Source organism: Mucilaginibacter sp. 5C4, from assembly GCF_034345625.1.
Lineage (GTDB): Bacteria > Bacteroidota > Bacteroidia > Sphingobacteriales > Sphingobacteriaceae > Mucilaginibacter > Mucilaginibacter aurantiaciroseus.
Genome location: NZ_CP133775.1, coordinates 1256509 through 1271393, shown reverse-complemented (window position 1 = coordinate 1271393; position 14885 = coordinate 1256509). Strand labels below are relative to the sequence as shown.

Here is a 14885-nt window from a genome sequence, read left to right as displayed (position 1 = left end):
GTGAGGTTTGATATACTAACCTGTTATCGCTCAACATGTTTTACCAAAAAATCCTGGTATGCAAGTTTGATGCCTTCTTCTAACTCTGTCTTATAAGACCAGCCTTTTTCCGCCAGTTTTGATACATCCATTAGTTTGCGTGGCGTGCCATCGGGTTTACTGCTATCAAAGGTTAACTCACCTTGGTAGCCAACTATTTTTTTGATAAGCAGGGCAAGGTCTTTTATGGTTATCTCTTTACCGCTGCCGATGTTGATGAAACCGGCTTCGTCAAAGTTTTGCATCAGATAGTAACAGGCCTCGGCCAAATCATCAGCAAATAAAAACTCGCGTAACGGCGAGCCGCTTCCCCAAATAACAACCTCGGGCGTGCCAGCCTCTTTAGCTTCATGAAACCTGCGGATCAATGCCGGCAACACGTGCGAATTTTGCGGATGATAGTTATCGTTGTACCCATATAAATTGGTTGGCATAACCGATATAAAGTTACTGCCGTATTGCGCGCGGTAGGCATCGCACATTTTAATACCGGCTATTTTGGCAATCGCGTATGGCTCGTTGGTTGGTTCAAGTAAACCAGTTAACAATGCATCTTCATGCAGGGGTTGGGGCGCCAGTTTTGGATAGATACAGCTCGAGCCCAAAAACATCAGTTTTGTGACGTTATTTAGATGGGCCGAATTAATGATGTTATTTTGGATCTGCAGGTTATCATATAAAAACTCCGCACGGTAGGTATTATTGGCAACAATGCCCCCTACTTTGGCTGCCGCCAAAAAAACGTAATCGGGTTTTTCCTGTTCAAAAAAAGCGCATACAGCAGGTTGGTCGCGCAGGTCGAGTTCGGCTGAGGTACGGGTTACAAAGTTTGTAAAACCCTCGGCCTGCAGTTTCCGCATAATGGCAGAACCCACCATCCCCCGGTGCCCGGCAATATATATTTTATCGTCTTTATGCATTTTAGTTAATAGTTGATGGTTCATAGTTCATAGTAAAAAATTGATACCGCGAACTGTAGGTCACCTGTGGATAGGATTAATAGTCGATAAATCATCTCATAATAGTGCTCAAAACACTATGAACTATCAACTATGATACATTAACTTCCGTCCTACGCCTGCCCCATTGTTCCGCCAAAGTTCATCGGGAAACCAGTTGGTTCGTTCTGGATTTTGATGCGACCATTAGCGGCCTCAAACTTTTCTAAATTATCTTCTAAAGCGGCTAACAAACGTTTTGCGTGTTCGGGCGTAAGTATGATGCGCGATTTTACTTTCGCCTTTGGTACACCGGGCATTACACGGATAAAATCTAGCACAAACTCCGAACTGGAATGGGTTATAATGGCCAGGTTGGCATATACACCTTCGGCTACCTCTTCGGTAAGCTCAATGTTGATCTGGTTTTCGCTTTGTTCTTCCATAATGGTATAAAAATAGCAAAGCCTCCCGTTTTCACAGAAGGCTTTGCAAAAGTATTTAAAAAAATCTGATTAAGCTTCCACTTCCTCAGTTTTTGAAGCCATCAGGCGATCAAACTCTTCCTGAGAACCTACACGGATATTTTCGTATTCGCGTAAACCGGTTCCTGACGGAATTAAGTGACCAACAATAACGTTTTCTTTCAGGCCAAGCATTAAGTCTTTCTTACCTGCTATGGCTGCTTCGTTCAGTACTTTGGTAGTTTCCTGGAACGATGCCGCTGAAATGAACGATTTGGTACCTAATGATGCTCTTGTGATACCTTGTAACATCGGGCTCGAAGTTGCTGCAATAGCATCCCTAACTTCAACCAAAGCTAAATCTTTACGTCTCAAGATAGAGTTTTCGTCCCTTAGTTTCCTCAATGATATGATCTGACCAGCTTTTAACGATGCTGAATCACCCGGCTCAACAACAACTTTCTTGTCAAACATCTCATCATTTTCGGTCATGAAATCCCAGCTGTCAACTGCTTCCCTTTCAAGGAAACGGGTATCGCCGGCATCTTCAATGGCAACCTTCTGCATCATCTGGTGAACGATCACCTCAAAGTGCTTATCGTTAATTTTCACACCCTGTAAGCGGTAAACTTCCTGGATACCGTTAACAAGATACTCTTGTACTGCAGCAGGGCCTTTAATTGCAAGGATATCTGCCGGAGAGATAGAACCATCAGACAATGGCATACCAGCTTTAACAAAGTCGTTATCCTGTACAAGGATGTGTTTAGACAATGGCACAAGGTATTTTTTAACCTGGCCGTCTTTACTTTCGATAGTCATTTCGCGGTTACCACGTTTAACACCCCCTAAAGTTACCACACCATCAATCTCGGTTACTACAGCCGGGTTAGATGGGTTACGTGCTTCGAATAACTCGGTTACACGTGGCAAACCACCTGTAATATCTCGCGTTTTACCGGTTGAACGAGGAATCTTGGCAATAACTTGCCCGGTTTGTAGTTTCTCACCTTCTTCAACAGAAATGTGGGCACCTACCGGGATGTTGTAACCTTTAATGATGTTACCTTTTGTATCAGCTATCTGTATAACAGGGTTTTTAGTTTTATCCCTGGTATCGATGATCACTTTCTCGCGGTGACCAGTCTGCTCATCACTTTCCTCGCGGAATGTGATACCTTCCAATACTGCCTCGAATGTAGTGATACCGGCAAATTCAGAGATAATAACCGCATTGTACGGATCCCATGAACATATACGGTCGCCTTTGGTAATGTTAGCACCATCCTTAACATACAGGTATGAACCGTACGGGATGTTGTTGGTAACAATTACTTTATTTGTACCGGCCTCGATGATACGGAACTCGCCTGAACGACCCAATACCACGTCAACTATACCTTCTTCTGTTTTGTATTCTACTGTACGTACGTTCTCAAACTCAATTACGCCATCAAATTTAGCGTTGATCTGAGACTCGGCCGCGATGTTAGATGCGGTACCACCCACGTGGAATGTACGTAGTGTTAACTGTGTACCCGGCTCACCGATTGACTGTGCAGCAATTACACCTACAGCCTCGCCCATTTGCACGCGTTTACCGCTTGCAAGGTTACGGCCATAACATAAAGCACACACACCGCGTTTGCTTTCGCATGTTAATACCGAACGTATCTCAACACCTTCTAAAGGTGAGTTCTCTACTTTCTTAGCGATCTCTTCGGTGATGTCCTCACCTGCTTTGATCAATAATTCGTTAGTGATAGGGTCGTGTACATCATGTAGTGTAGTACGGCCTAAGATACGGTCGTATAAAGGCTCAACAACATCCTCGTTATCTTTTAATGCAGTTGTGTAAATACCACGCAGGGTACCACAATCAACCTCACCAACGATCATGTCTTGTGCAACATCATGCAACCTACGGGTTAAGTAACCAGCATCCGCAGTTTTTAACGCTGTATCCGCCAAACCTTTACGCGCACCGTGGGTAGAGATGAAGTACTCTAATACCGATAATCCTTCTTTAAAGTTAGATAAGATCGGGTTTTCGATGATCTCACCACCCGAACCTGATTTTTGAGGCTTAGCCATCAAACCACGCATACCTGCAAGCTGACGGATCTGCTCTTTAGAACCACGTGCACCAGAGTCAAGCATCATGTAAACCGAGTTGAACCCTTGGTTATCATTCGAAAGGATGTTCATCACATTCGCGGTTAAGCGGTTATTGATACGTGTCCAGATATCGATGATTTGGTTGTAACGCTCGTTGTTGGTGATAAAACCCATGTTATAGTTACCCATAACATCTTCTACTTCTTTAGAAGCCTGGGCAATTAAAGTCACTTTTTCTTCAGGGATATTAATATCCTTCAAGTTAAATGATAAACCACCCTGGAATGCCATACGGAAACCTAACTCCTTAATATCATCAAGGAACTGGGCAGCGCGTGCCATACCGGTTATTTTAACAACCTCGCCAATAATATCACGTAATGATTTTTTGGTCAATAGTTCATTAATGTAACCTACTTCTTCGGGCACGTGTTGGTTAAATAACACACGGCCTACAGTAGTTTCAATTATTTTAGATACGATGATACCATCGAGGTCTTTAATTTTTCCTTTAACCTTGATAAAGGCGTGCAAATCTATCTTTCTTTCGTTGTAAGCGATAATTACCTCTTCGGAAGAATAGAAAGTAAGGTCTTGCCCTTTTACAACACGTCCTTCGTCAGTTTTACGGCCTTTGGTTATGTAGTACAAACCAAGCACCATGTCTTGCGAAGGTACTGTAATAGGCGTACCGTTAGCAGGGTTTAAGATATTGTGTGATGCAAGCATTAATACCTGGGCTTCCAAAATTGCTGCGTTACCAAGTGGTACGTGCACAGCCATCTGGTCACCGTCAAAATCCGCGTTGAAGGCGGTACAGGTTAACGGGTGCAATTGTATAGCCTTACCTTCTACCAATTTTGGTTGGAAAGCCTGGATACCCAACCTGTGCAGCGTAGGCGCACGGTTTAATAATACAGGGTGGCCTTTTAATACGTTTTCCAAAATATCCCAAACTAATGGGTCTTTACGGTCAACAATTTTCTTTGCAGATTTTACTGTTTTAACCACACCACGTTCTATCATCTTACGAATGATAAATGGTTTGAATAATTCAGCAGCCATATCTTTTGGCAAACCACACTCGTGCAGTTTCAAGTTAGGGCCTACAACAATTACCGAACGTGCCGAGTAATCCACACGTTTACCAAGTAAGTTTTGACGGAAACGGCCTTGTTTACCTTTCAGGATGTCTGAAAGTGATTTAAGGGCACGGTTACCTTCAGTTTTAACCGCGTTAACTTTACGTGAGTTGTCAAATAACGAATCTACAGCTTCCTGTAACATACGTTTTTCGTTACGTAATATAACTTCCGGTGCTTTAATCTCGATCAAACGTTTTAAACGGTTGTTACGGATAATTACACGGCGGTATAAATCGTTCAAGTCGGAAGTAGCGAAACGGCCACCTTCCAATGGTACTAACGGGCGCAATTCTGGAGGTATAACCGGTACGATCTTAACGATCATCCAAGATGGGTTATTCTCTATCCTTGTAGCCGCACCACGGAAAGCCTCAACAACCTGTAAGCGTTTTAACGCTTCGTTTTTACGTTGTTGTGAAGTTTCGTTAGCTGCCTGGTGGCGTAGGTTGTATGAAAGCTCATCCAAATTGATGCGGCGCAACAATTCTTCTAATGCCTCGGCACCCATTTTAGCCACAAATTTTTGTGGATCTTTATCATCCAGGTATTGGTTTTCTTTTGGTAAAGTATCCAATATATCCAGGTATTCTTCTTCTGTCAGGAAATCCATTTTAGAGATACCGTCAGATTCTTTAATACCAGGCTGAATAACTACATATCTTTCGTAGTAAATGATAAGGTCTAACCTTTTTGTAGGTAAGCCCAACAGGTAACCAATTTTATTTGGCAACGAGCGGAAGTACCAGATGTGCGCAACAGGCACCACCAAGTTGATGTGGCCCATACGCTCGCGGCGTACCTTTTTCTCAGTTACTTCAACACCACAACGGTCACACACTATACCCTTGTAACGGATACGTTTGTATTTACCACAGTGACATTCGTAATCTTTAACCGGACCGAAAATACGCTCGCAGAACAAACCGTCACGCTCGGGTTTGTAGGTACGGTAGTTAATGGTCTCAGGTTTTAAAACCTCACCGCTTGAACGCTCAAGGATAGATTCCGGAGAAGCTAAACTGATGGTAATTGTGGTGAAATTACTCTTAATTTTATTATCCTTTTTGTAAGACATAGTCTACTTGATTTTTTAGTTGTTGAAAAGGTTGAAATGTTGCAAAGTTGAAATGTTGTAAGGTTGGAATGTTTTGGCGTTAACCTTTCAACATTCAAACCTTACAACTTTACAACAACCTTTATTCTAAAGTGATATCCAAACCTAAACCTCTTAATTCGTGAACCAATACGTTGAATGATTCCGGTACTGATGGCGTAGGCAAGTTTTCACCTTTAACAATAGCTTCATAAGTTTTGGCACGGCCAACAACATCATCCGATTTAACAGTTAATATTTCCTGCAGTATGTTTGATGCACCAAATGCCTCAAGTGCCCAAACCTCCATCTCACCAAAACGCTGACCACCAAACTGGGCTTTACCACCCAATGGCTGTTGTGTAATTAATGAGTATGGACCGATAGAACGCGCGTGCATCTTATCGTCAACCATGTGGCCCAGTTTAAGCATGTAGATAATACCTACAGTTGTTTGCTGGTCAAAACGGTCGCCTGTTAAACCATTGTATAAATAGGTACGGCCAGATTCCGGTAAGTTTGCCTTTTTAACCCACTCTTCTACTTCGGTATGGCTTGCACCATCAAAAATAGGAGTAGCGAATTTAACGCCAAGCTCTTTACCTGCCCAACCTAATACTGTTTCGTAGATCTGGCCAAGGTTCATACGTGAAGGTACACCCAGTGGGTTCAACACAATATCAACCGGGGTACCATCTTCTAAGAAAGGCATGTCCTCGTCACGTACAATACGCGCAACAATACCTTTGTTACCGTGGCGGCCCGCCATTTTATCACCTACTTTAAGCTTACGCTTTTTAGCGATGTAAACTTTAGCCATTTGAACAATACCTGATGGAAGCTCATCACCTACGCTAATAGCAAACTTATCGCGACGGTAAGCACCCAGTTCTTCGTTCACTTTAATGTTATAGTTGTGAAGCAAAGTTTTTATCTGGTCGTTCTTATCATCGTCAGTTGTCCATTTTGTTGGGTTGATGCTTTCGTAGCTAAGCTCAGACAAAATTTTCTGAGTGAACTTAACACCTTTAGCTACAAATAACTCTTTGTAAACATTGTAAACACCTTGTGATGTTTTACCGTTAACAATCTCAAATAACTTCTCAATTAGCGTGTTTTTAAGATCTTTTACAGCTTTATCATGTTTAGCATCAAGTTTTTCAATCTGCGCTTTTTCTTCCGCTTTAGTGGTTTTTTTAGCACGGCTGAATAATTTTGTATCGATAACAACACCCGCTATTGAAGGCGGAGTTTTTAAAGATGCATCCTTAACATCACCTGCTTTATCACCAAAGATGGCACGTAACAATTTTTCTTCCGGAGAAGGGTCTGACTCACCTTTTGGAGTAATCTTACCTATCAGTATGTCGCCTTCTTTAACCTCGGCACCAACACGGATAATACCGTCTTCGTCAAGATCTTTGGTAGCTTCTTCTGATACGTTAGGGATATCCGGTGTCAATTCCTCTTCGCCGCGTTTTGTATCACGCACTTCAAGTTCAAATTCTTCAACGTGAAGTGATGTGAATATATCCTGAGATACTACACGCTCAGATATTACGATCGCATCCTCAAAGTTGTAACCTTGCCAAGGCATGAATGCCACTTTAAGGTTACGGCCTAAGGCAAGCTCACCATTCTGGGTTGCATAGCCCTCGCAAAGCACTTCACCTTTAGTAACCCGCTGGCCTTTCTTAACAATAGGCTTCAAGTTAATGGTAGTACTCTGGTTGGTCTTTTTAAATTTAGTTAACAGGTAGCTCCTGGTATCGCCATCAAAAGAGATCAAACGATCAAGATCATTACGGTCATATTTAATTTTGATCTCGTTAGCATCAACATACTCAACCACACCATCGCCTTCGGCGTTGATAAGGGTACGAGAGTCTTTTGCTACACGGCCTTCCAAACCTGTACCTACAATTGGCGCTTCGGGGCGTAACAATGGTACGGCCTGGCGTTGCATGTTGGATCCCATCAAGGCACGGTTAGCATCATCATGCTCCAGGAACGGAATTAATGAAGCCGCGATTGACGTGATCTGGTTTGGAGCGATGTCCATCAGATCCAGTTTATCCGGGTCAATAATAGGGAAGTCACCTTCGAAACGTGCTTTAACACGTGGGTTAGCGAAAACACCTTTATCATCGTAATAAGCGTTAGCCTGGCCAATAGTTTTACCATCTTCATCTTCTGCAGATAGGTAAATAACCGGCTCGTTAACCTGTACAATACCGTCAACAACGCGTTTGTATGGTGTTTCGATAAAGCCTAAGTTATTGATTTTGGCGTGTACACAAAGTGATGAGATCAAACCAATGTTCGGTCCTTCCGGAGTTTCGATAGTACATAACCTACCGTAGTGGGTGTAGTGTACGTCACGAACCTCGAAACCTGCACGCTCACGCGACAGACCGCCGGGGCCTAAGGCTGACAGACGACGCTTATGCGTGATCTCTGCCAGTGGATTGGTTTGGTCCATAAACTGTGATAACTGGTTTGTTCCGAAGAACGAGTTGATCACAGATGATAGTGTACGTGCATTGATCAGGTCGGTTGGTGTGAACACCTCGTTATCACGAATGTTCATACGCTCGCGGATGGTACGGGCCATACGCGCTAAACCAACACCAAATTGTGCGTAAAGTTGCTCACCAACGGTACGAACACGACGGTTTGACAAGTGATCAATATCATCCACCTCAGCTTTTGAGTTGATTAATTTGATCAGGTATTTCACAATCGCGATGATATCCTGTTTAGTTAATACTTTTGTTTCGTCAGAAGTATTCAACTTTAATTTACGGTTGATGCGGTACCTGCCCACATCGCCCAGATCGTATCTTTTATCAGAGAAGAATAAACGATCGATGATACCACGAGCTGTTTCTTCATCAGGTGGTTCGGCGTTACGTAACTGGCGATAGATGTGTTCAACCGCTTCCTTCTCAGAGTTTGAAGTATCTTTTTGTAACGTGTTATATATAATAGTATAATCACCGCTGGTGGCAGCATCTTCCTTATTAAGGATGATGGTTTTTACACCTGCATCAATGATCATATCGATGTGATCGTCTTCCAATACGGTTTCGCGCTCAAGGATGATCTCGTTACGGTCGATAGATACCACTTCACCGGTATCCTCATCCACGAAATCTTCTACCCATTTTTTAAGCACCCTTGCAGCAAGCTTACGGCCAATGAATTTCTTCAGACCAGATTTGCTTACTTTAACTTCGTCTGCAAGCTCAAACAATTCTAAGATGTCTTTATCAGAATCGTAGCCTATAGCACGTAGAAGCGTAGTAACCGGGAATTTCTTTTTACGGTCAATGTAGGCATACATCACGTTATTAACGTCTGTAGCAAACTCTATCCATGAACCTTTGAAAGGTATAACACGGGCAGAGTATAGTTTTGTACCGTTGGTGTGGCGGCTTTGGCCAAAGAACACACCAGGTGAACGGTGTAATTGTGATACAATTACACGCTCGGCGCCATTGATAACAAATGTACCTTTAGGCGTCATGTATGGGATAGTTCCCAGGTACACGTCCTGTACAATTGTTTCAAAATCTTCGTGCTCGGCATCATTACATGATAAGCGCAGTTTTGCTTTTAATGGCACGCTGTAAGTTAACCCGCGCTCAATACACTCGCGTATATCGTAACGTGGCGGATCAATAAAATAATCAAGAAACTCTAAAACGAAGATGTTCCTTGAATCTGAAATAGGAAAGTTTTCGGCAAATACTTTAAACAACCCCTCTTTGTAGCGGTTGTCTGACGTGGTTTCCAATTGAAAAAATTCCTGGAAAGATTGTAACTGTACATCCAGGAAATCGGGGTAATCAAGTACCTTTCTGCTGGTTGCAAAGTTTACTCTTTGGTTATTATTGTTTGCCAAGGTGTTATAATTTAATTTTATTAAACCTGTGTTTCAGATATGAGATGTTAGACGTTAGATTGGAGACAATCGCTTAAAGCCTGTTGTAATTACGTAAGATCTCATATCTCTTATCTTACGTCTCAAATCTAATGTGTATAAACGGCAATAGACCCCGACCAAAAATGATCGGAGTCTGATGCTATTTGGTGTTAGGCTAAATTATTTAACCTCAACTACTGCTCCAGCTTCTTCTAATTGAGATTTCAAAGAATGAGCTTCTTCTTTAGTAACGCCAGTTTTTACCTCTTTAGGTGCACTGTCAACTAAATCTTTAGCTTCTTTCAAACCTAAGCCAGTTAAGTCTTTTACTAATTTAACAACTGCTAATTTTGAACCACCTGCTTCTTTCAGGATCACGTCAAATGCAGTTTGCTCAGCAGCAGCAGCAGGAGCGTCATCGCCACCACCAGCAGCCGGTGCAGCAGCAACAGCTGCAGCAGCTGGCTCAATGCCATACTCGTCTTTCAAGATCTGAGCTAATTCGTTTACTTCCTTTACTGTCAAGTTTACCAACTGTTCAGCAAACGCTTTTAAATCCGCCATTTTATTTTTTATTTTTTACTTAATTCTTTTTGTTTAATATCAAACTTTAAGGTGTTTGTTAACCTCTTTCTTGTAATGTTTTTACAACACCTGCAAGGATATTTCCGCCTGATTGTAATGCAGAAATAACGTTTTTCGCTGGTGATTGTAGTAAGCCTATTATCTCGCCGATCAATTGTTCTTTTGACTTCAATTTAGTCAAAGTATCTAATTGATTATCGCCAATAAATATCGCTGAATCAATGTATGCTGCTTTTAAAACCGGTTTATCACCTTTTTTCCTTAAAGCTTTGATCAACTTTGCCGGGGCAGTTGCTGATTTTGAGAAAAGGATTGATGAAGAACCTTTTAATACATCATATATCGGGGAAAAATCACCTTCTGCAGCTTCCATAGCTTTTTTGATCAAGCTGTTTTTTGCTACAAGCATGATGATATCAGCCTCGAAACATTGACGACGGATATTATTCACTTTTACAACTGTTAGATCAGCAGTATCAGTAATATAAAAATTACCGTACTCTTTAATCTGATCAGCAAGGGCAAGAACAAGGTCGTGTTTTTCTTCTTTATTCATGATTAGATCCCCGCTACTGATTTAGTTTCAATTGTGATTCCTGGCGACATTGTTGAAGAGATATGTATGCTCTTAAAATATGTGCCCTTTGCTGCTGATGGTTTTAATTTAGAGATAGTTTGCAATACTTCTAATGCATTCTCGTAAATTTTCTCAGCAGTGAAAGATGCTTTTCCTATTGAAGTGTGAATGATACCGGTTTTATCAACCTTGAAATCGATCTTACCACCTTTTACCTCAGTTACAGCTTTACCAACTTCTGGTGTTACTGTTCCTGATTTAGGGTTAGGCATAAGGTTACGCGGGCCTAATATACGACCCAAACGACCTACCTTAGCCATAACGCTTGGCATAGTAATGATAATATCAACATCAGTCCATCCGCTTTCAATCTTGGCAATATAATCATCCAAACCTACGAAATCCGCACCTGCATCTTTTGCTTCTTGTTCCTTATCAGGAGTACAAAGCACCAACACACGTACAGTTTTGCCGGTTCCATGAGGCAATGTTACAATACCACGTACCATTTGATTGGCTTTACGAGGGTCAACACCTAAGCGTACATCGATATCTACAGATGAGTCAAATTTGGTATTGGTTAATTCCTTTACCAGCGATGACGCTGCTTCTAACGTATACGTTTTGTTAGCCTCAATTTTGGAGAGTGCCGCTTTTTGATTTTTTGTTAATCTAGCCACTGTCTTAAACTGATTTGTATTAATTAATTATTCCAGGGTGCCGTACCTGATACGGTTATCCCCATACTGCGGGCAGTACCTGCCACCATTCTCATGGCTGATTCTACTGTAAATGCATTCAAATCAGTCATTTTATCTTTAGCTATGGTCTCAACCTGTTCCCAATTTACATTGGCAACTTTTTTACGGTTAGGCTCAGCCGAACCACCTTTTAAGCCTGTAACTTCCAAAAGTTGGATAGCAACGGGAGGGGTTTTGATGATAAAATCGAAAGACTTGTCGACATAAACAGTAATAACTACAGGTAACACTTTACCAGGTTTGTCCTGGGTACGTGCGTTGAACTGCTTGCAAAACTCCATAATGTTCACACCTTTTGCACCCAATGCTGGGCCAATTGGAGGAGATGGATTTGCAGCGCCGCCCTTTACTTGTAGCTTTACCATCGCACCGACTTCTTTTGCCATTTTGATTTGTTTTAATTATAACTCAATGTTAGTAAGTGGAAGCTAAGTAACATTTAAGATTTTATGAGTGGTTGATTTTGTGAGTGGTGAGTAGTTGTCACTCTTATATTATCAAACGCTCTGTGTATTTAATATTGTGTCTGCTTTGGTCAGGTTTCGGTCAACTATTCACTAATCAACCATTCATTACTCACCAAACTATTCTTTCTCTACCTGCATGTAATTCAATTCAAGCGGCGTACGGCGCCCGAATATCTTTACCATTACTTTTAATTTCTTTTTCTCTTCGTTAACCTCTTCTATTACGCCGCTAAAACCGTTGAATGGACCGTCCATTACTTTAACGTTTTCGCCAACGTAATATGGTACGTTCATGGTTTCGCCTTGTGCGCTCATCTCATCAACCTTACCTAAAATACGATTAACTTCGGCCTGGCGTAAAGGGATAGCATTACCTTGCTTATCGCCTAAGAAACCAATTACACTGTTCACATTTTTTATGATGTGCTCCAGCTCGCCGTCAAGTGAGGCTTCCATCAATACATAACCCGGGAAATAATTGCGTTCTTTAGCAATTTTCTTTCCATCGCGCATTTGGTAATACTTTTCAGTAGGGATAAGCACCTGGGGTACCAAGTGTGTTATTCCTAACCTGCTTACTTCAGCGTCTATATATTGTTTTACCTTTTTTTCTTTACCACTGATGGCCCTAACTACGTACCACTTTAATTGATCACTCATCTATTATATATAATTAGGTTAGTGAAGTATAAAACTGATTAAGCAAATAGCCAATGATCTGGTCCATACCAAAAATGACCATAGCAATAATAATTGCAGCTATCAACACCAATACGGCGCTGTTTTGCAATTCTGTCCAGGTTGGCCAGGTTACTTTCTCGGTCAACTCGATGTATGATTCTTTAATATATTCAGCTACGCCTGCCATTTTATTAATTGCTTATGCACGGGAACAAGGATTCGAACCCTGATCAAAGGTTTTGGAGACCTCTATTCTACCGTTGAACTATTCCCGTGTATACTATCTCCAAAAATGGAGAAATTTATTGTATTTACTTATTGTGAATAAAGTACCGAGACAAAAGTCCCGGTACTTTACACAAAAATTAACCGTTTGCTCTGCCTAAAGGCAGATTTTAATTATGCTAATATTTCAGTTACCTGACCAGCACCTACTGTTCTACCACCCTCACGGATAGCGAAACGTAGACCTTTTTCCATAGCGATAGCGTTGATTAGCTTTACAGTGATAGTAACGTTATCACCTGGCATAACCATTTCTACACCTTCTGCCAATGAAATTTCACCGGTTACGTCAGTTGTACGGAAATAGAATTGAGGACGGTATTTGTTGAAGAATGGAGTGTGACGGCCACCTTCTGCTTTTGATAATACGTAAACCTCTGCTTTGAAATCAGTGTGTGGGTTAACAGAACCTGGTTTGCAAATAACCATACCACGACGGATATCGGTTTTTTCAATACCACGTAATAATAAACCTACGTTGTCACCAGCTTCGCCACGGTCAAGGATCTTGCGGAACATCTCAACACCAGTTACGGTTGATTTTAAGTTCTCAGCACCCATACCTAAGATGTCAACCTGCTCACCAGAGTTGATAATACCACGCTCGATACGACCGGTTGCAACAGTACCACGACCAGTGATCGAGAATACGTCCTCAACAGGCATCAAGAAAGGAAGCTCAGTTAAACGCGGAGGGATTGGAATGTAGCTATCTACAGCATCCATCAACTCCATAATTTTACCTACCCATTTAGCATCGCCGTTAAGACCGCCTAATGCTGAACCTTGGATAACAGGGATATCATCGCCAGGGAAATCGTAGAATGACAATAATTCACGAATTTCCATTTCAACTAATTCTAATAATTCTGGATCATCAACCATATCCACTTTATTCATGAATACAACCAATGAAGGTACACCTACCTGACGAGCCAAAAGGATGTGCTCGCGGGTTTGAGGCATAGGACCATCTGTAGCAGCAACAACAATAATTGCACCGTCCATCTGAGCCGCACCAGTAACCATGTTTTTCACATAATCCGCGTGACCTGGACAGTCAACGTGAGCGTAGTGACGGTTTGCAGTTGAGTACTCAACGTGCGCTGTGTTGATAGTTATACCACGTTCTTTTTCTTCAGGAGCCGAGTCAATTGACTCAAATGAACGAGCTTCTGATAAACCTGCGTCAGATAACACTTTAGTTATAGCTGCAGTTAAAGTTGTTTTGCCGTGGTCAACGTGACCGATTGTACCGATGTTTAAGTGCGGTTTGCTGCGGTCAAATTTTTCTTTTGCCATGATTTATATTTGTTTGTAGGTTAATTTATTCTTAAAAATTATAATCTATTAAAATTATGAGCCAACAATGGGATTTGAACCCATGACCTCTTCCTTACCAAGGAAGTGCTCTACCCCTGAGCTACGTCGGCTTGTATTAGTTCATTTAGAGCGGAAGAAGAGGTTCGAACTCTCGACCTATAGCTTGGAAGGCTATCGCTCTACCAACTGAGCTACTTCCGCTTATTAGTTTGCGGTTGGCAGTTTTCAGTTGGCTTTATGCCTGGCCGATATTGCGTTTTCCGAAAACCTTTATAATCAAGTTAGCAGCTTATCGTTTTCAAAAGGCTTATTGCCAACTGCCAACTATAAACTGCTAACTCAAAAATGTGGGGGGAGAAGGATTCGAACCTTCGTAGCCGAAGCAGCGGATTTACAGTCCGCCCCATTTGACCGCTCTGGTATCCCCCCATTGTTGATTTCGGATCTGTTATGCCTAATTGGAAGCTAAGCATACCATTTC

11 protein-coding genes and 4 tRNA genes are annotated in these 14885 nt (G+C 41.8%); all 15 read right to left on the bottom strand.

Annotation, left to right across the window (positions count from 1 at the left end):
• Window positions 1-23: 23 nt before the first annotated feature.
• Window positions 24-959 (bottom strand): GDP-L-fucose synthase, encoded by a 936-nt coding sequence (fcl, locus tag RHM67_RS05915; protein ID WP_322231176.1) that lies wholly within the window; start codon window positions 957-959, stop codon window positions 24-26.
• 152 nt (window positions 960-1111) lie between these two features.
• Window positions 1112-1423: a DUF3467 domain-containing protein gene (locus RHM67_RS05910; protein ID WP_252757939.1), complete on the bottom strand. Its 312-nt coding sequence runs from the start codon at window positions 1421-1423 to the stop codon at window positions 1112-1114.
• Between the two features lie 69 nt (window positions 1424-1492).
• Window positions 1493-5779, bottom strand: a complete 4287-nt coding sequence (gene rpoC / locus RHM67_RS05905) for a DNA-directed RNA polymerase subunit beta' (protein WP_322231175.1) — start codon at window positions 5777-5779, stop codon at window positions 1493-1495.
• 121 nt (window positions 5780-5900) lie between these two features.
• Window positions 5901-9704, bottom strand: coding sequence for a DNA-directed RNA polymerase subunit beta (gene rpoB / locus RHM67_RS05900; protein WP_322231174.1), 3804 nt, complete (start codon window positions 9702-9704; stop codon window positions 5901-5903).
• Between the two features lie 201 nt (window positions 9705-9905).
• Window positions 9906-10289 (bottom strand): 50S ribosomal protein L7/L12, encoded by a 384-nt coding sequence (gene rplL, locus RHM67_RS05895; protein ID WP_252757936.1) that lies wholly within the window; start codon window positions 10287-10289, stop codon window positions 9906-9908.
• Between the two features lie 58 nt (window positions 10290-10347).
• Window positions 10348-10866, bottom strand: a complete 519-nt coding sequence (gene rplJ / locus RHM67_RS05890) for a 50S ribosomal protein L10 (RefSeq protein ID WP_252757935.1) — start codon at window positions 10864-10866, stop codon at window positions 10348-10350.
• 2 nt (window positions 10867-10868) lie between these two features.
• A complete protein-coding gene (gene rplA, locus RHM67_RS05885; protein WP_252757934.1) occupies window positions 10869-11567 on the bottom strand; it encodes a 50S ribosomal protein L1 in 699 nt (232 codons plus the stop codon).
• A 23-nt stretch (window positions 11568-11590) separates the two neighbouring features.
• Window positions 11591-12034, bottom strand: a complete 444-nt coding sequence (rplK, locus tag RHM67_RS05880; protein ID WP_067059684.1) for a 50S ribosomal protein L11 — start codon at window positions 12032-12034, stop codon at window positions 11591-11593.
• A gap of 198 nt (window positions 12035-12232) precedes the next feature.
• A complete protein-coding gene (gene nusG, locus RHM67_RS05875; protein WP_322231173.1) occupies window positions 12233-12775 on the bottom strand; it encodes a transcription termination/antitermination protein NusG in 543 nt (180 codons plus the stop codon).
• A 13-nt stretch (window positions 12776-12788) separates the two neighbouring features.
• Complete coding sequence (secE, locus tag RHM67_RS05870; RefSeq protein WP_252757931.1) at window positions 12789-12983, bottom strand: preprotein translocase subunit SecE; 195 nt, start codon at window positions 12981-12983, stop codon at window positions 12789-12791.
• A 17-nt stretch (window positions 12984-13000) separates the two neighbouring features.
• Window positions 13001-13071 (bottom strand) — tRNA-Trp (locus RHM67_RS05865).
• Between the two features lie 124 nt (window positions 13072-13195).
• Complete coding sequence (gene tuf / locus RHM67_RS05860; protein WP_322231172.1) at window positions 13196-14383, bottom strand: elongation factor Tu; 1188 nt, start codon at window positions 14381-14383, stop codon at window positions 13196-13198.
• 59 nt (window positions 14384-14442) lie between these two features.
• A tRNA-Thr gene (locus RHM67_RS05855) sits at window positions 14443-14514 on the bottom strand.
• 18 nt (window positions 14515-14532) lie between these two features.
• Window positions 14533-14605, bottom strand: a tRNA-Gly gene (locus RHM67_RS05850).
• Between the two features lie 147 nt (window positions 14606-14752).
• Window positions 14753-14833 (bottom strand) — tRNA-Tyr (locus RHM67_RS05845).
• Window positions 14834-14885 lie beyond the last annotated feature (52 nt).

What these genes read in the sequence shown, in the direction of transcription:
- fcl (WP_322231176.1), bottom strand. Translation starts at nt 959, where the DNA reads ATGCATAAAGACGATAAAATATATATTGCCGGGCACCGGGGGATGGTG.
- RHM67_RS05910 (WP_252757939.1), bottom strand. Translation starts at nt 1,423, where the DNA reads ATGGAAGAACAAAGCGAAAACCAGATCAACATTGAGCTTACCGAAGAG.
- rpoC (WP_322231175.1), bottom strand. Translation starts at nt 5,779, where the DNA reads ATGTCTTACAAAAAGGATAATAAAATTAAGAGTAATTTCACCACAATT.
- rplL (WP_252757936.1), bottom strand. Translation starts at nt 10,289, where the DNA reads ATGGCGGATTTAAAAGCGTTTGCTGAACAGTTGGTAAACTTGACAGTA.
- rplJ (WP_252757935.1), bottom strand. Translation starts at nt 10,866, where the DNA reads ATGAATAAAGAAGAAAAACACGACCTTGTTCTTGCCCTTGCTGATCAG.
- rplK (WP_067059684.1), bottom strand. Translation starts at nt 12,034, where the DNA reads ATGGCAAAAGAAGTCGGTGCGATGGTAAAGCTACAAGTAAAGGGCGGC.
- nusG (WP_322231173.1), bottom strand. Translation starts at nt 12,775, where the DNA reads ATGAGTGATCAATTAAAGTGGTACGTAGTTAGGGCCATCAGTGGTAAA.
- secE (WP_252757931.1), bottom strand. Translation starts at nt 12,983, where the DNA reads ATGGCAGGCGTAGCTGAATATATTAAAGAATCATACATCGAGTTGACC.
- tuf (WP_322231172.1), bottom strand. Translation starts at nt 14,383, where the DNA reads ATGGCAAAAGAAAAATTTGACCGCAGCAAACCGCACTTAAACATCGGT.